Source organism: Pseudoalteromonas sp. SG43-4 (assembly GCF_014164325.1).
Classification (GTDB): domain Bacteria; phylum Pseudomonadota; class Gammaproteobacteria; order Enterobacterales; family Alteromonadaceae; genus Pseudoalteromonas; species Pseudoalteromonas distincta.
Genome location: NZ_JACJFB010000003.1, coordinates 87,753 through 107,460 on the forward strand (window position 1 = coordinate 87,753; position 19,708 = coordinate 107,460).

At 37.3% G+C, this 19,708-nt stretch carries 12 protein-coding genes; 8 read left to right on the forward strand and 4 right to left on the reverse strand.

What is annotated here, in order from left to right:
• Positions 1-55 precede the first annotated feature (55 nt).
• A complete protein-coding gene (gene ppsA / locus H5160_RS04250; protein WP_182736854.1) occupies positions 56-2,431 on the reverse strand; it encodes a phosphoenolpyruvate synthase in 2,376 nt (791 codons plus the stop codon).
• 157 nt (positions 2,432-2,588) lie between these two features.
• Between ppsA and H5160_RS04255 the strand changes: the two genes are divergently transcribed.
• Entirely contained in the window at positions 2,589-3,398 is an 810-nt protein-coding gene (locus H5160_RS04255) for a pyruvate, water dikinase regulatory protein (protein ID WP_182736856.1), read from the forward strand.
• Positions 3,399-3,461: 63 nt separating this feature from the next.
• Here H5160_RS04255 and H5160_RS04260 read toward each other — a convergent pair whose 3' ends face one another.
• Complete coding sequence (locus H5160_RS04260) at positions 3,462-4,811, reverse strand: class II 3-deoxy-7-phosphoheptulonate synthase (RefSeq protein ID WP_024596521.1); 1,350 nt, start codon at positions 4,809-4,811, stop codon at positions 3,462-3,464.
• A 954-nt stretch (positions 4,812-5,765) separates the two neighbouring features.
• On the opposite strand from H5160_RS04260, the gene H5160_RS04265 reads away from it, so the two are divergent.
• Complete coding sequence (locus tag H5160_RS04265) at positions 5,766-6,641, forward strand: DNA replication terminus site-binding protein (protein WP_165723776.1); 876 nt, start codon at positions 5,766-5,768, stop codon at positions 6,639-6,641.
• 70 nt (positions 6,642-6,711) lie between these two features.
• On the opposite strand, the gene H5160_RS04270 is transcribed toward H5160_RS04265, so the two are convergent.
• Positions 6,712-7,926, reverse strand: a complete 1,215-nt coding sequence (locus H5160_RS04270; protein ID WP_024596523.1) for a hypothetical protein — start codon at positions 7,924-7,926, stop codon at positions 6,712-6,714.
• A 773-nt stretch (positions 7,927-8,699) separates the two neighbouring features.
• Here H5160_RS04270 and H5160_RS04275 point away from each other — a divergent pair.
• The 6 genes from H5160_RS04275 to H5160_RS04300 all read left to right on the forward strand — a co-directional run bounded on the left by H5160_RS04275 (position 8,700) and on the right by H5160_RS04300 (position 18,832).
• On the forward strand, positions 8,700-9,938 hold the full coding sequence (locus H5160_RS04275) for an AAA family ATPase (RefSeq protein ID WP_182736858.1): 1,239 nt from the start codon (positions 8,700-8,702) through the stop codon (positions 9,936-9,938).
• A 15-nt stretch (positions 9,939-9,953) separates the two neighbouring features.
• On the forward strand, positions 9,954-10,916 hold the full coding sequence (locus H5160_RS04280; RefSeq protein WP_182694859.1) for a transcriptional regulator: 963 nt from the start codon (positions 9,954-9,956) through the stop codon (positions 10,914-10,916).
• A 406-nt stretch (positions 10,917-11,322) separates the two neighbouring features.
• Complete coding sequence (locus H5160_RS04285; protein ID WP_182736860.1) at positions 11,323-14,469, forward strand: DEAD/DEAH box helicase; 3,147 nt, start codon at positions 11,323-11,325, stop codon at positions 14,467-14,469.
• 877 nt (positions 14,470-15,346) lie between these two features.
• On the forward strand, positions 15,347-16,813 hold the full coding sequence (gene rmuC / locus H5160_RS04290; RefSeq protein ID WP_182672989.1) for a DNA recombination protein RmuC: 1,467 nt from the start codon (positions 15,347-15,349) through the stop codon (positions 16,811-16,813).
• Positions 16,814-16,863: 50 nt separating this feature from the next.
• Positions 16,864-17,055: a DUF3185 family protein gene (locus H5160_RS04295; RefSeq protein WP_024596528.1), complete on the forward strand. Its 192-nt coding sequence runs from the start codon at positions 16,864-16,866 to the stop codon at positions 17,053-17,055.
• 616 nt (positions 17,056-17,671) lie between these two features.
• Positions 17,672-18,832 carry an aldo/keto reductase gene (locus H5160_RS04300; RefSeq protein WP_182736862.1) on the forward strand — a complete coding sequence of 387 codons (1,161 nt, stop codon included), beginning with the start codon at positions 17,672-17,674 and terminating at the stop codon, positions 18,830-18,832.
• 67 nt (positions 18,833-18,899) lie between these two features.
• Here H5160_RS04300 and H5160_RS04305 read toward each other — a convergent pair whose 3' ends face one another.
• Positions 18,900-19,625 carry an aspartate/glutamate racemase family protein gene (locus tag H5160_RS04305; protein WP_182725202.1) on the reverse strand — a complete coding sequence of 242 codons (726 nt, stop codon included), beginning with the start codon at positions 19,623-19,625 and terminating at the stop codon, positions 18,900-18,902.
• Positions 19,626-19,708: the final 83 nt, after the last annotated feature.

Genomic DNA, 19,708 nt, shown 5'->3' on the forward strand with positions numbered 1-19,708 from the left:
GTATAAAAAAATGCCAGCAATACATTGCTGGCATTTTTTATAGCTTACCTATTTATTACTTTGCTAATTTTTTAGCTAGGTATAACCATGTTTCTATTACTGTGTCTGGATTGAGTGAAACAGAGTCAATGCCCTGCTCTACTAACCATGCTGCAAAGTCTTCGTGATCTGAAGGACCTTGACCACAAATACCTACGTACTTGCCTTTTTCTTTAGCTGTTTTAATTGCCATAGAAAGTAGTTTTTTAATTGCTGGGTTACGCTCATCAAATAAATGTGCGATTAAACCTGAATCACGGTCAAGACCAAGCGTTAACTGTGTTAAATCGTTAGAGCCGATAGAAAAACCATCAAACATTTCTAAAAATTCATCAGCAAGTAATGCATTTGAAGGCAGCTCACACATCATGATTACTTTAAGACCATTTTCACCACGTTTAAGGCCATGCTCTTCTAGTAATTCAATTACGCGTTTACCTTCTTCAAGGGTACGTACGAATGGGATCATGATTTCAATGTTTGCCATATCCATGTCGTTTCTTACGCGTTTTATAGCTTCACATTCTAGTGCAAAACAATCGCGGAAGTCTTCAGAGATATAACGTGCGGCGCCACGAAAACCAATCATTGGGTTTTCTTCTTCAGGCTCGTATTGCTGGCCGCCAACTAGGTTTGCGTATTCGTTTGATTTAAAATCAGACATACGCACAATTACACGCTCCGGTGCAAAAGCACAACCAAGCGTTGAAATACCTTCAACCAGTTTTGTTATGTAAAACTCTACTGGTGATTCGTAACCGGCAATCATGTCAGTAATTTCTGCTTTTAATGCATCGGTTTGCGCATCAAAATTTAATAACGCTTTAGGGTGAACGCCAATCATACGGTTGATAATAAATTCAACTCGCGCAAGGCCAACACCTGCATGCGGTAAGCGTGCAAAGTCAAAGGCGCGATCGGGGTTACCCACGTTCATCATTACTTTCATTGGTAGTTCTGGCATTTTATCAACGCGTGACGTTAGTATTTCAAAATCTAAAATATCTTCGTAAATAAAGCCGGTATCGCCTTCGGCGCACGATACTGTTACTTCTTGTCCCGCTTTAATTAAATCAGTTGCATTACCACAACCAACAACTGCCGGAATACCAAGTTCGCGTGCAATTATTGCCGCGTGACACGTACGGCCACCACGATTTGTAACAATCGCTGCTGCACGTTTCATGATTGGTTCCCAATCAGGGTCGGTCATATCGGTAACTAAAATGTCGCCTACTTGTACCTGGTCCATTTCTTTGATTGAATCAAGAACACGTACAACACCGCTACCAATTTTGTGACCAATTGCACGGCCTTCAACAAGTACATTACTTGTGCCATTTAATTGAAAACGTTCCATTACGTTTGAGTCTTCGTTTGAGCGGACAGTTTCTGGACGTGCTTGAACTATATATAGTTTGCCGTCGTTTCCGTCTTTTGCCCATTCGATGTCCATAGGACGACCGTAATGTTTTTCAATGATTACAGCTTGTTTGGCAAGATCTTGCACTTCTTCATCTGTAATCGAAAATTTATTAGAAAGCTCAGGGTCAACATCAACGATGTCTACTTGCTTACCATGTGCTTTGTCTTCTGAGTAAATCATTTGTATGGCTTTAGAACCAATATTACGACGTACTACTGAAGGTTTGTTTTTAAGGAGTGTTGGTTTATGAACATAAAATTCATCAGGGTTAACGGCGCCCTGTACAACCATTTCACCTAAGCCATAGCTTGATGTAATAAATACAACGTCTTCAAAACCAGACTCTGTATCAATACTAAACATTACGCCAGATGCTGATTTATCTGAACGTACCATGCGCTGTATACCTGCAGATAACGCTACACCACGGTGATCGTAACCTTGGTGAACACGATATGAGATTGCACGGTCATTAAATAATGAAGCAAATACGTGTTTAATAGCGACCATGACTGAATCGATACCGACAACGTTAAGGAAAGTTTCTTGTTGGCCTGCGAATGATGCATCTGGCATATCTTCAGCGGTAGCTGATGAACGTACCGCAAATGAAACATCTGCTGCAGTATCGCCATGGAGTTGGCTATATGCGTCGCGAATGGCTTGATCTAGGTTTGGTTGGAATGGTGTGTCGATTATCCATTGGCGGATATCGGCACCGACTTTAGCGAGTGTATTTACATCATCAACATCAAGTGTATCTAGGATGTCATGAATTTTGGCGGTGAGTCCTGATTGATCTAGAAACTCATTAAAAGCATCTGCGGTAGTTGCGAAACCACCGGGTACTTGTACACCTGCGTTTGCGAGGTTTGAAATCATTTCGCCAAGTGACGCGTTTTTACCGCCAACTCGAGGAACATCTTGCATACCAAGCTCTTGATACCAGAGAACGTATTCTTGCACGGATCTTTCTCCAAAAAAAACAAATTGTAGGTCTAACTGTGAGAGTTAAGAAAGAAAACCTTTTATAAAGGTCGTCATCATTCTACACTGGCAACAGTCCTCACGTAAACCGTGGGAAACCCATTTTAGGGATTTAAACGCAATAAAAAGGTTAATTATGAGAACTGCTTTTTATATATCAGATGGAACAGCAATTACTTCAGAGGTATTTGGGCATGCGACTTTGTCGTTGTTTCCTATCGATTTTAATCATAAAACAATTCCATTTGTAGAAACTGAAAAAAAAGCGCACGAAATTAAAGCTTTAATTAATGCAACCGCTGCAAAAACAGGTGAAAAGCCTTTCGTGTTTTTTACTTTTGTGAATCACAATTTAAGTGAAATTATAAAATCGGCTGATGCAGTTACATATGATTTTTTAACTACGTATAGCGAAAAAATAGAAAAAGAACTCAACGTAGCTCCTGTTCCAAAAATGCATCGTACGCATTCTATCCACGAAAAAAGTTATGATTTTAGAATTGATGCGGTTAACTATGCTCTTATGAATGATGATGGCGGAAATATTAAAAACTTTTCCGAGGCAGACATCATTTTAATTGGCGTTAGCAGAAGTGGTAAAACCCCTACAAGCTTATACTTAGCACTGCAGTACGGCATTAAAGCGGCAAACTACCCTATTACAGAAGAAGATTTAGATAATGAAGGTTTGCCTAAGTGTTTAATCCCTTATAAACATAAGTTATTTGGGCTCACGATTGACCCCGAGAGGCTTGCGGCTATAAGGCATCGACGTATGGCTAACTCTAAGTATGCTTCAATTAAACAGTGCCGTATTGAGGTGCGCGAAGTGGAAATGTTGTATAAGCGTCACAAAATAGCTTACTTTAATTCTACGCATCATTCTGTTGAAGAAATTTCTGCAAAAATACTGATAGAGACAGACTTGGAGCGACGTAAGTACTAATTTAGTCATCAAATTTGAAATAAAAAAAACCGCAACTAAGCGGTTTTTTTGTATCAATAAATATTATTTACGTGCGTCTTTTAGTAAATCAGCGACTAAAAAGCCTAACTCTAATACTTGGTCGGCGTTAAGGCGTGGATCACACTGTGTTTTGTAACGCTGTGCTAAGTCATCGTCAGATAAACCGTAAGCACCACCTGTACACTCTGTAACGTGCTGACCTGTCATTTCTAGGTGAACACCACCTGCGTATGAACCTTCTGCTTTGTGTACAGCGAAGAATTGACTGATCTCGCGCATGATATTATCGAAGTTACGCGTTTTGTAACCTGAAGTCGCTTTTTCAGTATTGCCGTGCATTGGATCAGAACTCCAAATTACTTTACGGCCTTCTTGTTGAACTCTTCGTACTAGTGCTGGGAGTTTTTCTGGCAGTACGTCTGCACCCATACGCGTAATTAGCGTTAAACGACCAGGAATGTTATCAGGGTTTAATGCGTCAATTAAACGAATTAGGTCGTCTGGGTCCATACCTGGGCCAACTTTAACACCAATTGGGTTTTTAATGCCTTTAAAGAACTCAATATGTGCGTGGTCTAGTTGGCGTGTACGTTCACCAATCCAAACAAAGTGAGCAGAACAATCGTACCAATCACCCGATAAATGGTCGCGACGTGTTAGTGCCTCTTCGTAACCAAGTAGTAAAGCTTCGTGAGAAGTGTATAAATCGGTTTCTTTTAAGCTTGGCGCAATTGTAGAGTTAATTCCGCACACTTCCATAAACTCTAGTGCGTCTTGAATTTTATCTGCAAGTTGTTGGTATTTTTCTTTAAGTGGATTTGCAGCAACAAAGCCCATGTTCCAGCGGTTAACCTGGTGAAGATCGGCTAGGCCACCTTGTGCAAATGCACGTAATAAGTTTAACGTAGCAGCACTATGATGGTATGCAGTCATTAAACGTTGTGGGTCTGGAATGCGCGCTTCTTCTGTAAACTCAATATTATTGATGATGTCGCCACGGTAAGATGGTAAAGACACGCCATTAATTGTTTCTAAGTCTGCTGAACGAGGTTTAGCGTATTGACCAGCCATACGCGCTATTTTAACTACAGGGCATTTACCCCCGTAAGTTAATACAACAGCCATCTGTAAAATTGTTTTGAATGTATCGCGAATATTAGCGGCATTAAAATCGCTAAACGACTCGGCACAGTCACCACCTTGAAGTAAAAATGCACGACCTTCGCACACGTCTTCAAGTTGTTTGAATAGGCTTCGTGTTTCTTCTGCAAAAACTAGAGGCGGAGCCGTTTTTAATTGGCCTTCAACTGATTTAAGTATTTCTTGATCTGGGTACTGTGGCTGCTGCAGTATTGGCAGCTCTCTCCAGCTATTTGGGTTCCACGATGACATAATTTTTCCTCATTCCTACATTACCTGATAAGAAGAAATTAACGTATGCAGACCCCTATGTTCAAGGACTAAATTCACTATTTTCCAATTATTTAGTTATGAGTTAAGTATAAAAGTAATTTTACTTGACTCAGGTGGTTATATAACAATCACTTTAGTTTTATTTCAAATAAACTAAAGTGATTTAAAACATACATTTAGAGTTAATTAGTTTCAATTTTAACACATTGAGAATAAATAAAGCACAAGGGTATATTATATGTATTTTACCTAAGAACACATCATACTTAAATTGCATCAAATGTAATCTTAACTTTACGCGCTAAATTAATTATTAACTAACAGGGACTATGTGCAGGCCTAAATATATGATATGGCATTTTGTGTTGCTCATTTATATGTACTTTAAGCCTAGTAGAATAGCGCTGTTGATTATTCTGATGCCAGAATATACTTACAACTGACACAAGGTTAATCTGCTGATTCAGCACTCACCTTCCCACCCTGCCGCCAACGTTATTTAGCAAGTTGTGATAACTAAAAACTTAACTGCCAGTGATGCCTTAAATGGCTCTCATGCAAAAATCATGTATGACATTCTAAGCTTTTGGATGATAAACCCATAGTTAAAACACGTTATAATATTAATCACTAATTAGAGAAACAACCAAAACTAACACTATTATTTAGAATACAACCGCACCAAGTTCATTTTACATTTCTCATTTATTACACTACATGGGCAATTAAGCTCTAAGCGGACTAACTCTTTAATCAATAAAACAGTACTAAATTACAGGAATAAGTAGAACCATTCATTCCAAAAAGAACACATCATACATAATTTAATTTCGCTGTTATCTGAACACCGAGTATTATTTTATTAAATATTTACTCAATGCAAAGTGCATGCAATAATATGGAGTTAGTAAGATGTGTTCTTTGAGGTGTGTCGTGGTTACTAAAGTGCAAATTAGGAGTCAGTTTGATTTAATGAACGAATTAACTTTAAGGTTAATTGAGGAATTAAACGAATGTGAGTTTTCCAGAGCAGAGTACTATCAGTTACCTGATGTAAGTAATTTAGATGAAAATAAGGTTCCTGAGTCCATACTTGTCTCTAAAATAACTGGAGCGCCGGCTCAAAAGGCAATTTTAAACTCCTTTTCTGACATTTATAAAAAATCGGGCTTAAGCAGTCGCGTGTTAAAAAGGCACCCTGGTTTACTTGTTATTAAAAATGCAGATAAACAAGCTTTAAATAATCGTATAGCACAAGTTAACAAAGCTAAAGCTAGTTTCAAAGAGTGTATATTGGCAATTGATAATAACGATGCCCGATTTGAGGCTGTTCATAATGCAATACCAAATTTAATAACACTTGCTGCTTATCGTAAGATTCACAGTGAAAGTGAATCACCATTTTCCGTTAGGTTTACTTGGATGCACAAGCACGCAACTAAAACATTGACTAAAAAAATGGCCCTCGAAATGCTCGACAAATCGGCCAGTTATCGAAATCCAAGAATGATAGATCAACAAAAATGGCAATCACTTGTAGCTCAAGAACAATTACGGGTTGCTAGTTTAGGTGAAAAGGAAAAATTAAGAATTCGTCGCCCTACTCGCGTAAGCCCTCAAGTTAATGTGAGATACACAGCACAAAACCGCTATCATGTGAGCGCCGCATTACCATTTATTCTGATTAATCCAGAACCAGACGTTAAACTAGGTATCTTACCTGATTATAAGAAACCCGAAGCTCATCCTCGAAAACGTGAGTATGATTTTTTAGTTGATAGGCTATATTTAGAACAAGTTGACCGATAGCTATTATGTTAAAAAGGCCACATATTGTGGCCTTTTTAGTAAATATGTACAGTATATAAAATAACGTTTATTATTTTTCTACTATCTCTTCTATTTTATCTTCATCAATTAACACTGCATTTTCAACAATACGTTTACCGCCTTGAATCTCAATGCGTTTGTTGTGTTTGTTCAATGTAAGTATTTCATCGCAAAACTGATCAGAGGGGTGCATTTCGTATGTGTAATCAATAATGTTACCAGTTTTGTCATCTTTGACGTTTGTAATGCTGTATTCTGATATAGCACCTTTTTCAATCAGATCTTTCATTGTGGTGGTCATATCACGACGAAGCGCTTTTAATTTATTTTCCGTAATATCATCAGTTGAATAAATAGATCCGTATTTTTCCATAATAGAAAGTAATCTAAAATGATACGTTTTACCTGGAGCTGCATAACGCCAAAGGTGATACAAACGAAGCATCATCCAACGCGACAATCCCCGTTTTAATTCTTGTGCACTGTTAAAGTAATATCCTTTGTATTCAAGGTTATCAATCATGTTATGAACAAATGCATTTAAACAGGCCACACACTTTACATTGCCACCTTGACCTTTTTTGCCACTAAAGTGAAGTGACGATAAAAAGTTCATATTTGACTCGTAAAACGAATCATCTATATCGGAGTTTTTAGTATCGGTTGCTGAATATTTAAATGAAAGTTTAGAACCTTGCAATGCTTCAAGTGACTCTTTAATTGCAGGATAGGGCATTGACTGCCCTACCGCTTTGAGCTCTTGCGCTAATTCGTTCATAGAAAAAACAACCGCGTATTGAATACCGGACTTAAAATTAATTTTAACTATTTTGCCTTTAGAAGCTAAACGAATAAGTGCTCGTTCTACTTTTTCTTCTCTGTCCGATGGCCAAACAAGATACTCAATATCTTCACCATCTTTACGAGTACTGACAACAGCAGGGGTAATTTTTATCTCACCATCGTATAAAATACCATCTACTTTCTCTGATATTTTACGCGTAATGATTGTTTTTTTAGGCGCTTCTTCAAGTGGCAATTTTTTATAGCCAGAGCGAACAAAACGGCCCCACAAATCATAATGATTAAACGTGTTTGAATATGCACGTAAACCATGAGCTGCATTTTCAATAGAAATTCGCACGTCTTTGTTGTCTGTAAATAGTGCTAAACTTTCGTTATCAATTGCACTTTCCACCCCGTGGATTTGGCCCCTGAGTGTATCGGGCAAATTATCTACCGAGATGTTGACCTTTCGGCTCATTGTTCTTATTTCCATTTTTATTGCGACATCTAATAACAACACATTAAACAACAAAAGTTAAATGTTTAAGTTAGTATAAAAGTGATCTGACTTTAAATAAAACGTTTAGATCACTATTATACTAAGTAATGTACATAACTTGCGATTTCAGATCATATTTTTACTAACTAGGTCATCTCAAATCGGTTTTTTACTAACTCAGCTGTTATTTTGTCCATCACAATGGCTTTATTTTAAAATTTAGCACGACAAATTCATATGAAAATTAATATCCCTGTGGATAAAGGCTTATCGAGTTAGCATAGATCTGATCTGTACCAAGTACAGATCAGATCTATACTAATTAAACGAACCTATTGACGCTGAGGTTAGTGCATAACTTTATAATTTACTTAGTAAAAAATTGATCTCAAGGGCTCTTTTTGTTCATAACCTTATGCGCAACCTGTGTATAACTTGATTTAAAAAATAAGGCTTAGTAAAAAGGTGATCTGCAGGTAGATAAAGATCAGATCTTTACCAAGTATAACGCTGATCTGCTTTTTTTTATATTATTTATATTAATCATCATGTTATGTGTTAATTTAAGGCCCTTAACCTTTACTACCTTATATATTTAACCACCTTTAAACTTCTTTATTTATACTAAGCAATATTAAAAGTGTAAAAGTATTTTTAAATGTCTTCTTTTTAAAATGCATGTCGTCTTAAATAGTTGTTTACAGCAATTTGAATGGACATTATACTAACTGCCTAACTTTGAGGAAGAAAGTATGTCTATCAATAATAACGCGTTAAGTACCTACCGGCTTTTAAAAGCAACTGCCGAAGTAGCTGAAAAATCATTAGAAGGTCGTATTCAGCACTATCGTGCTCATCTTAAATCAGAAGAAAAAGAATTAAGAACTTATACGCAAAAAGCAGCTGCCGATTTATTAGGTTGTAATAATCGTACTTTAAAAAGACGTCATGACAACGGTGACTTTGATGATTTAAACATAAAACGTGGCGCCAATGGTCATTATGCTTACACATTAGTAAATATTTTTGCTATGGCTGATATTATGGATATTAAACCAGGTCATCGTACTGGTGATGACAAACTGCAAGTTATTGTCATTAATTCTCTCAAAGGTGGTTGTGGCAAAACAACTAGCATGGTTAATATTGCAGCAGCGCTGGCAACTACAAATATTAAGCGCTATCGCATTGGAATAATTGATTTAGATCCTCAAGGCTCTTCTTCAAGCTTTTTTCCTTCAAGCGAGCATGACCCAATTACTGTTGGTGATTTAATGCGTGATTGTATAGATTTGGATGAGGGCGAAACATGGCCTGAATTTGTTTCAAACTCATTTTTACCAACGCATATCCCAAATATTCGTGTACTACCATCAGGTATGGACGATTTTTATTTTGAGCACGAAACTGCAACATTACTCAAAGACACCTCAAATTATGAGCAAACTCGTCATTACCATAAGTTACTTGAAAAAGTAATTAACCCTGTTAAAGACGAGTTTGATATTATATTAATAGATACAGCTCCAACTCTTAACTTTATGTTTTATAATGCATTAATGGCTTCTACTGCGATGCTTATCCCTGTTCATCCAGAAGCTGTAGACTTTGATGCTAATAATAAATATTTAAAACGACTAGGCGAGATTTACCATACCGTTGCGGCACTTGGCCATGAGGGATGGGATTTTATGCAGTTTTTAGTGACCAACTATGTAAAAGGTAATCACTCACAGCGCGATATTGTTAAAGATGTTCGTAGTGCATTCGGTCGCCAAGTTATGAGTTACCCAATCAACCACAGCTCGGCGATTACTGCTAGCTCTTCGTCTTTCAATACTATTTTTGATCAAAAAGCGTCAGACAGCTTAGCAAGCCGTGAATCACTAATGCGCGCTCAAGAAAATATTAAAGATGTGGTCGATGAGCTAGAAATGCTTATTCGTTCAAATTGGCAGTCAACTCAATCAACACTCAATACCCCTAAGTAAGGATGTTAAATAAAAATGGCTAAAAAACGTAAAAATGACACCCGCTTAGATCCTTTTGCAACAGCTGTAGGAAGTAGTAGCCTTGACGCATTACTTGAACAAGCAAATGCTGGTGATGTAATTCGCATGCCAGCACCGAGCGATCCTGAGCGCCAAATTACTCTTATTTGCAAAGTGATCGCACACGCTGACATTGAATCTACAACAGGTGTGTACGGTAAAAACCGCCGTGTACAAGCACTTCTTAACGAAAAGTCAGTATCGGATATTTTACCTGCCATTGCAGAGGATGGCCGTAATCAGCACCCTGCGTTACTTTGGGATCAGGGTGGTAAAAGCTTAGTCTTAGCGGGTTCTCGCCGTCGTATGGCCTGTATTTTAGGTAACGCTGATTATTTAGTACTTAGTTCAAGTGACTTTACTGAGCAAGACGCTAAAATTTTAGCTGTATCTTCAGATCAATATATCGCTCCAAGTCTATGGGAGCTAGGACAAGCTTACCAGCAAACTAAAAATGAGCTTATTGAACAAGGTAAAAAAGGATCTTACAGAGAGATTGCTGCAATTGAAGGTGTATCACACACCGCCATTGCAGATGCTGTTAAAGCGTATGAACAAATACCTGCTGAAGTTATTGCACTCTACCCTACTGCGAATCACGTGGGTCGCGAAGTGGCTAAAAAGCTCATGAGCGCAAAGGAGAGAGACCAAGAGGCGTTTAATCAACTTGTTAGTGACCTAGCTAGTGATGAAGAGCTAAACGCCATTACAAGTGACGACAAGCGTGCAATGGCAATCACTAAATGCCTAACTGCTGAGCCTCAAGCTGCTGTTAAGCGTGAAGCTGTACTTGAAAATAAGTTTGTATCGGTACAACGCAATTTAAAAAGTGGTGATGTGTCTATCAAAATCGACAATAAAGTGATGACAGACAAACGCTTAGAACAATTAACTAAGCTATTAAGTGTCTTTAATTAGTTAGTTAAATAATGATCTGTCAGACATATATACTTAGTTAAATACTGATCTGACAGATTGTTTTGTTAGTAAAAATCTGATCTTTACTAGCCTAATCCTACCTTAAATAATCATATTTCCTCTTCAAGATCACTTTTTTACTAACTAATCGCCCCTTTTTAGCTATTTGCTCTTGGTTTATTATTATTGTTAGTAAAATTGTGATCTGTAATACCTAGATTATTCTTTGTACTTGTATGCAGGGTCTATTATTTAGCTAAATTTTATACTGATTTTTACCTATAAACCGGTTTTTTACTAAGCTATCAGCTCCAACCAGTTTATAACTTGTTAATAGTGCTTTAGCTCAGAGCACATAAGGCATATACTGGCAGAATTATTTTTAAAATTTAATGCTTAGAGTGACATGTCTGCTAACTTATCAAAAAATGATTTAATGGCTATTTTTGAAGAAATTAAAAATGAGCAGGCTACCCAGTTTCCTCTTTCTGAACGCTTTATTAAAAAACTTTTCCGCGAAAATGTCTTAGATAAAGGCAAAGAGTACTACAAGAAAGGTCAAATCACCTGGCTAGAGCATACCCCTAATTTTTCTGTTGTAGACTCTACCGTGCAAGTGGATAACGGATCATCATTTAACCAACGTATTGAGATCAGTAAAGTACCAACTGGTTATTCTGTTGATACACACTGTACGTGTAATGCAAAAACCAAATGCCGACATTTGGCTGCTATTTTGTTTAAGCTTAAAATAGAGCACTCTGGTGAATACGGTGAAGATTACTTCATTAATGATTGGTTTAGTGAATTAAGCGCTCTTAAAAGTGGTGATCAACATACACCGTCGCAAGTATTATTATTTGTATTAGATATTGAAAATAACAAAGTATTTTTAACACCTAAAATAGCTAATTTTGAGACTAAAAAGAATTACACGTTAGGCCGAAACCTCACAGAGCAACAGTTAAATAGTTTCGTAACGCCAAATGATTTACTCGAAAGTGATTTTAGATTATTTAGTTGGATACGTTCACAAAATGCAGTAGGAAGTATTGAGCTAAAAGGCCAATGGGGCTTTAGTGCCCTACAACAATTGATAGCTACTGAGCGCTTGTTTTTTCAGCGCTCTCGCGTGCCAATTAAAGCGCAATCTGGCCAAGCATTGAGTTTTAGATGGGAGCAAGATAAAGATCTATCACAATTAGTTATTAAGCTTGAGCAAACCCAAAACTGGGCTTTATTAAAAACAACACCGCCTACTTATCTCGATTTAGATCATTTAAAAGCGGGTCGTCTTCGTACCCCATTGAGTGCAGACGAAATAGCGCATTTACAAACTATGCCTGCTTTGCATGACGCTAATTTTGACAGAATATATAAACAGCTTGCCGATAACTTTGGTGCAGGTGTTATACCGCACCCTACTAACTTGCAGCCAACGTTACCTAAGCTATCTAGTAATGCTGTTTTAAAAGTAACAATGGGCGAGCAAGGTTTATCACTTTCGCTGTTATTTAAGTATAAAAATAAAAACTATTTAGCTGGTTCTGCCCCAGCAAGTACTATAAATAGCGCATTTGAAAACACCGTAACTAACGAGCTAATCAATCTTGGGTTTGAATTTTGTAAAGGGGGTTTACAAAGTGAGCTTGTATTTACAAAGCAATCTCCTATCCATTTGCATTGGCTAATATACGAAGTATTCCCTGGCTTTAAGCAGCGTGGTTGGCAAGTCAGTGTAAGTAAAGTAACAAGCCCTAATCCACAATGTGAAGTGAGTTTACATGTACACCGTGCAGCAGGGCATCAAATGCACTGCAAAGTATTGTTGTGTGACGCAAAAGCATCGCTGTTGTTTACTAATGCTGATTCGCTTTATCAGTCATTGAATCGCCAAAGTGAACTGTTTTATTATTACCCGCTTGGCCGTCAATTTGGGGTTATTAATAAGTCTGCCATTAACTTATTAAACGAATTTAAAGAACGTTTTGAATTTGTAAAAACACGTGACGAATTTAATATTCCGCTTTCGTATTTGCCTGAACTAGTAAAGCACACAGCTATTAACGTAGAGCTTCACGACGATTCACTTGAGCTATATTTACAAGAGTTAAATAATACCGATAAGGCAATGCCTAAGGTTTCATTACATGGCTTAAATGACTCAGTAACACTTCGTGAGTACCAACAGCAAGGCGTTGATTGGCTTAGCTTTTTAAAACGTCATCAATTAGGTGGTATTTTAGCTGACGACATGGGGTTGGGTAAAACACTCCAAGTTATTGCATTTTTAGCGAGTACATTTAATCGCCCACAAGCAGGCCCTACACTTATAGTGTGCCCAACTAGCTTGGTGAGTAATTGGAAAAACGAAATTACTAAGTTTGCTAAAAGTTTAAAAGTAACCACTATTTTTGGATCAAACCGTAACGATCCTTTACAACACTTAGCACAAGCGCAATGCATTCTTACTACATACCCGCTTTTAAAGCGTGATATTGCATATTATTCGCCATTATATTTTGAAAATATTATCCTCGATGAAGCACAATACATTAAAAACGATACCGCACAGGTCTCACGATTAGTTAAACGCTTAAATGCCGACTTTAAACTTTGTTTAAGTGGTACTCCAATCGAGAATAATTTACTTGAGCTTAAATCGTTACTCGATTTTGCTATGCCATCGTTACTTGGGTCTCAAGCCCACTTTAAGCAGCACTTTCAAACACCTATTGAGCGTGAAGCTGATATGCAGAGGGCTGAGCAGTTAAAAGCGTTAATTATGCCCTTTATAATGCGCCGCACTAAAGCACAAGTAGCGCAAGAGTTACCTGAAAAAACAGAGCTTACAAAAGAGTTTGAGTTTGAGCCTAAGCAAAAAGAAATGTATCAAGGCATTACACGTTCATTAGAAGAGAAGCTAATAGACTTATTTGCCGAACAAGGCGCACAAAAAAGTAAGCTTGCATTTTTAGAGGCGCTTTTAAAGTTAAGGCAAATTTGTTGCCACCCTAAATTAATAGATCCAGATACTCAAGCAGGCTCCGCTAAGCTTGAATGGTTAACAACACACTTACCGCTTATGCTAAGCCTGGGTCGTAAGATTATTATATTTAGTCAGTTTACATCGGCACTCGATTTAATAGCCCAACGCCTTGAAGAAATAAACATTAACTTTAGTATGCTTACAGGGCAAACGCGTCAACGAGATAAAGTAATCGACGAGTTTACCAGTGGTAAAACATCCGTGTTTTTAATTAGCTTAAAAGCCGGTGGAACAGGCCTTAACTTAACACAAGCAGATACCGTTATTCATTTTGATCCATGGTGGAATCCCGCAGTAGAAAAGCAAGCGACTGATAGAGCCTACCGTATTGGTCAAACTAATCCTGTATTTGTTTATAAGCTCATAATGAGTAACTCAATAGAGCAAAAAGTATTTAGAATGCAGCAAGACAAGCAAGCCCTTGTTGATGCATTATTTACTGATAAATCAATGAGCTTTACAAAGTTTGATGAGCAGCAAATGTTGTCATTAATTAAAAACTAAAAAAGATCTAAAAAGTTTTGATCTTTTTATGAACTTAATTAAAAAGCGGACGTCTATTATTATGCTTGTTGATTAATTGCAGTTAACACAAGCATCATGTTGATTTCCCATTTAGTTACTAATTTTAGTAATGATTGAGCCAGCCCATTTTGAGTTGGCTTTTTTTATGTCTAAAATTTAGCGTGCAGTACTTATTTTAAAAGTTTTTATTTTTTTATGAACTTAATTCAAAAAGACGCGTCTACTATTATGCTTGTTGATTAATTGCAGTTAATACAAGTTTTCATGTTGATTCCCTATTTAGTTACTAATTTTAGTAATGATTGAGCCAGCCCATTTTGAGTTGGCTTTTTTTATGTCTAAAATCTAGCGTTCAGCACTTATTTTAAAAGTTTTTTATTTTTTTTGAACTTAATTAAAAAAGACGCGTCTACTATTATGCTTGTTGATTAATTGCAGTTAATACAAGTTTTCATGTTGATTCCCCCTATTTAGTTACTAATTTTAGTAATGATTGAGCCAGTTCATTTTGAACTGGCTTTTTTTATGCCCATAATTTGATTTGTTTAAATCAACCCGAATAAAAATAATTGATCTTCCGCAAATTAATTTGACTTAATTATTTTGTTATCCGGTCTACTCTAATGCCTGTTGTTATATAGCCTCACCTAATAATATTAGTTATTTTGGTGATTATGTATTTAAGTTGCAGCTTGCTCGGGCACATGTTGATTATCCCTTTGATTACTTAACTTAGTAATATTTGACCAGCTTATTTTAAGCTGGCTTTTTTATGTCTGTAATTTCTTAACTCCCCTACTTCTGTTGTTGGTTATTGGTTATGATGGCATGTCTCTAAATTTTATAAGTTTATTTTATGCTCACTCAAGTACTCACTAATATTGATTGGCTAAGCGCTGGTGCTGGTGTTGCTTTAGGCGTCCTATTTTACGGCGCTGTATCAACACGGCTTCGCAAAAAGCTACATCTACAAATAAGCGAACAGCAGCAACAGCTTTCCCTGTTACAAAACCAATTTGATAATAAAGAGCTGCAATACAGCGCCTTGCTAGAAGATCATGAACTGCTAGAACATACTCACCAAGAGCAGCGCGATGAAGCGCAGCATTTTAAAACGCGTTTTAGCGAACAAGAAAAACAAAGCATTCAATACAATCATTTTTGGCGTAAAGCCGAAGGCGAGCTGGCAGCGCTTCGTGAACAATATAATCAGCGCGATGTTGAATATAATAATATGCGCACTACCCTTGAGCAAAAACAGCAAAACTTTAGCGAGCAACTCGCGCAAATTGAGCAAAGTAAAAATACGCTCAAAAAAGAGTTTGAAAACCTAGCCAATAAAATTCTAGAAGAAAAATCACAAAGCTTTAAAACCTTAAATCAAGAAAGCATTGAGCAATTATTAAAACCAGTTCAAGGCGAGCTAAAAGGCTTTAGAGAAAAAATGGAATCAATGCACGTTGAAGACATAAAACAACGGACTGCACTTAAAACCGAGCTACTGCATTTGCAAGCTAAAAGCCAAGCTATAACAGATCAAGCCGACAAGCTCAGTAACGCCCTACAAGGGCAAAAGAAAACCCAAGGTAATTGGGGCGAGCTTATGCTCGAAAACGTATTAGATAGTGCTGGCTTACGTGCAGGCGTTGATTATAAGCGCGAAGTGTCGTTTAACACTGAAGATGGCCGCTTACGCCCTGATGTAGTTGTGTACTTACCACAGGGTCGCCACTTAGTTATTGATGCTAAAACTTCATTAAATGCCTATACACGCTACGTGAATGCTGAAAATGATCTAGATGCTAATCAAGCAATTAAAGAGCATGTAAACGCCGTTACAGCGCGTATTAATGAACTTGCGAGTAAATCGTACGACCGCTTACCAGGTATTAACTCGCCAGAAGTGGTGGTTATGTTTGTACCAATAGAATCAGCTTTTGTAGAAGCACTCAAATATCAAAGCGATATTTACCAACAAGCAATCGAAAAAAATATACTGGTAGCTACACCCACGACTTTGCTTACTAGTTTAAATATTGTTAAACAGTTATGGCGTTTTGAAGAGCAAACTAAATACTCAAAAGAGCTGGCAAGTCGAGCGGAGCGTTTTTATAACAAGCTCAATGGTTTTTTATTGAGTATGGAAGGTGTAGGTAAGCAGCTTGATAAAGCGAAAGAAAGTTATGATAAAGCATTCTCGCAGCTATACCGTGGTAAAGGTAATTTAATTAAACAAGCATCAGAGTTTAAAGAGCTTGGTGTATCGGTACAAAAAGAGTTACCTAGTGAGAGCGTAGAACGTGCTCAATTAGAATTAGATTAACCCTGATTTATTTTTATTTAGTTTATGTAAGTTAAACCTTAAGGATATTTATGAATAATAAGATTGTAGGAATTGTTTTAATCGTTATAGGTATCGCTTTAATTATGTGGGGATACGACGTGTATGATGCGGCGGCTTCGCAGCTTAGCCGTGCATTTAGTGGCGACACACCAATAGAAGCATGGGCGGGTATTATTGGCGGTGCCATCTGTGTGTTAATTGGTATTAAAAAGCTCAAGTAACCTGAACTTGAATAATTGATCTATTTAAGCAGCTATTTTCAGCGCTAACTACGTTGAATTTAGTTGCAATTTGCTGCACTGCACAGTGTTACTTGGCAAGATAAAACTCTTACAGGGCTTGCCAGCAATTGCATTGTGAAAGAGACAAATACGTCGTGTATTGCAAGGCAAACCTTTAATAATAAACGTTTTTGTAATATTTACCCCAATTATTTCAACTACGCTCGGTTAAATTAGCTAAGTGTTGCCGCAATCGCTTTGATAGTGAGATTATTTGTGCATCTTTAATTTATTGCGGTTTTGTCTACTAATTTGTACACATCTAATAAATGTAACCATTTTATATTGTATAAATGAGTATTAAAGCGTGCACCAATTTGGAAGTATGCTTTTTTATCAAGCTATTAAAATGCACTGTTTTGTACATTTAAAAGGACTATACGAGTAAAGAAAATAATCAGTTATAAATGTTAATTCAAACGTCTATTCAGTGTTTGTTAATTTAACTATCTTATTGATAGTATTGTCATTTATTATATTCTCCTTGCTTGAGTTTGGTTGTTATTTATACTAGCTTAGAGCGTAGATATTTAACCTACTCAAGGAGAATAGTCACATGGTATCTCGCAGAAATTTTATTAAAGCAGGGGCTGCCTTAAGTTTAGGCTCTATTTTTAGTGCTTCAGCTTTGGCTGAGCAACTAAAGGTAAAAATGTCTAACGGCAGTGTTATGCAAACTAAAGGCTCAATAGATAAAAGCGCTGCTCTACCCACAAACGATGTTACTAACGCTAAGCATTACCGGTCGGAATCAAGAATGGGCTTGGGCGGCCTTGCCGCCGGGAATGGCTTTAATACTATATCAAGCGATACAGAAATTTTAACAATGCTAAATGCAGCATGGGATTCTGGTATTCGTCATTTTGATACATCACCTTTTTACGGTTTGAGTTTAAGCGAAAGGCGCTTCGGTGATTTACTTCGAAACAAAAAGCGTGAAGATTATGTTTTATCCTCAAAAGTAGGTCGCCTTCTTACCCCTTCAGCAGAGCCTTTAGAAAATAGTTGGCATTGGGCTGATCACTCACCGTTTCATTATAAGTATGATTATTCAGCCTCAGGCACGCGCCGTTCAATAGAAGATACTTTGCATCGTATTGGTGTCGCCTCACTCGATATTGTCTATATTCACGATTTATCACCACAAAACAGCGATATGGGAGATGACTGGCTTAAGTATTTTGATCAAGCGGCTAAAGGTGCTATTCCTGAGCTGACTAAAATGCGTGATGAAGGAATAATTAAAGGCTGGGGTTTTGGAGTAAATACACCTCATGCTGTTTATAAAGCGCTTGATATGTCAGACCCAGATATTTGCTTACTAGCGCTGCAGTATTCAATTTTAGATCACAAGCAGGCACTTGATAAAACCTTTCCTATGCTTGATAAACGAGGTATTTCAGCAGTCATTGGTGCGCCGCTTAATGGTGGTTTTTTAGCCGGTCGTAACCGCTTTAATTACTCGCCTAAAATTCCAGGGCCTATGCAGCAAAAGTTTAATGCAATAAGCGACATTGCATCTAAACATGGGATTGATATTAAAACAGCTGCACTGCAGTTTGCAGAGGCGCCTTCAACGGTATCCTCAATTATTCCTGGGGCACGCACGGAGGAGCAAATTAAAGCTAATGTAGCCTCAATGAAGGTTACTATTCCGGATGCGTTTTGGAGTGAGTTAAAAGCTAAAAACTTGATTGAACAAAACGCGCCAGTGTAAGTTGGCTATTTAGGTGTGCTACTTAAATGCACCAGTGTAAGCACACCTATTTATAACTAATGTTTAATTAAGCCACACTTGAGAGGGTTGATTGTTGAGTGCTTATATAAGCCCAATTAACGCACTCTTGCGCTAAAATCGCGATGGTATCTAAGCATGTATCGGGTGAATTTAATACTTGTTCATTTAAAACTAGCGGTATTTCGGTGCAACCAAATAGTACTGTATCGGCACCGTGGGCTAGCATTAGCTCATAACTTTGTTTTAAAAGATTATGTCCTGAGGTTAAATCTCCTGACTTAACCGCCGTTATACCTTGCATTATAAATGTTTGCTGCTGCTCGTTAGGCTCAATAAATTTAATATTGTGCTTACTAAATGCCGTCTGATATATCCGCATATTGAGCGTGGCTGTGGTTGCTAATATCCCTATCTTACGTTTGCCCGTTGCCTTTGCGCGCTTAATAACGCTTTGTACAATACTAATGGTATGCACATCAGCATTTTGCGTTAGTGCGTTGTACCAATAATGCGCGGTATTACACGGTATAACAATGCAACTTACACCTAAGCTAGTAAGTTGGTTAAAACCCTTTTTAAGCTCAAAAAATGGATTTTCATCTTCAATACCCATTAAAAAATTTGTTCTGTCAGGAATTTGCGGGATATTCCTTATAAACATAGGTATGTGCTCTTGATCATTCTTAGCAGGTGATAACGCAATTACTTGATTCATAAATGAGGCGGTAGCCAAAGGCCCCATTCCTCCCAATATTCCTAGTGTTCTAAGCATTGTTATATTCCGATAAGTTGTTACTGTATGGGTTAAATTTATCGTGTTTTTTTTGTTTTGAATAATGCTATTATTTTACTGGC

Bases quoted from the DNA above. Each gene is read 5' to 3' on its own strand.
- H5160_RS04295 (WP_024596528.1), top strand. From the start codon at position 16,864: ATGAATAATAAGATTGTAGGAATTGTTTTAATCGTTATAGGTATCGCT.
- H5160_RS04255 (WP_182736856.1), top strand. From the start codon at position 2,589: ATGAGAACTGCTTTTTATATATCAGATGGAACAGCAATTACTTCAGAG.
- H5160_RS04270 (WP_024596523.1), bottom strand. From the start codon at position 7,926: ATGAGCCGAAAGGTCAACATCTCGGTAGATAATTTGCCCGATACACTC.
- rmuC (WP_182672989.1), top strand. From the start codon at position 15,347: ATGCTCACTCAAGTACTCACTAATATTGATTGGCTAAGCGCTGGTGCT.
- H5160_RS04260 (WP_024596521.1), bottom strand. From the start codon at position 4,811: ATGTCATCGTGGAACCCAAATAGCTGGAGAGAGCTGCCAATACTGCAG.
- H5160_RS04275 (WP_182736858.1), top strand. From the start codon at position 8,700: ATGTCTATCAATAATAACGCGTTAAGTACCTACCGGCTTTTAAAAGCA.
- H5160_RS04300 (WP_182736862.1), top strand. From the start codon at position 17,672: ATGGTATCTCGCAGAAATTTTATTAAAGCAGGGGCTGCCTTAAGTTTA.
- H5160_RS04280 (WP_182694859.1), top strand. From the start codon at position 9,954: ATGGCTAAAAAACGTAAAAATGACACCCGCTTAGATCCTTTTGCAACA.
- H5160_RS04305 (WP_182725202.1), bottom strand. From the start codon at position 19,625: ATGCTTAGAACACTAGGAATATTGGGAGGAATGGGGCCTTTGGCTACC.
- H5160_RS04285 (WP_182736860.1), top strand. From the start codon at position 11,323: ATGTCTGCTAACTTATCAAAAAATGATTTAATGGCTATTTTTGAAGAA.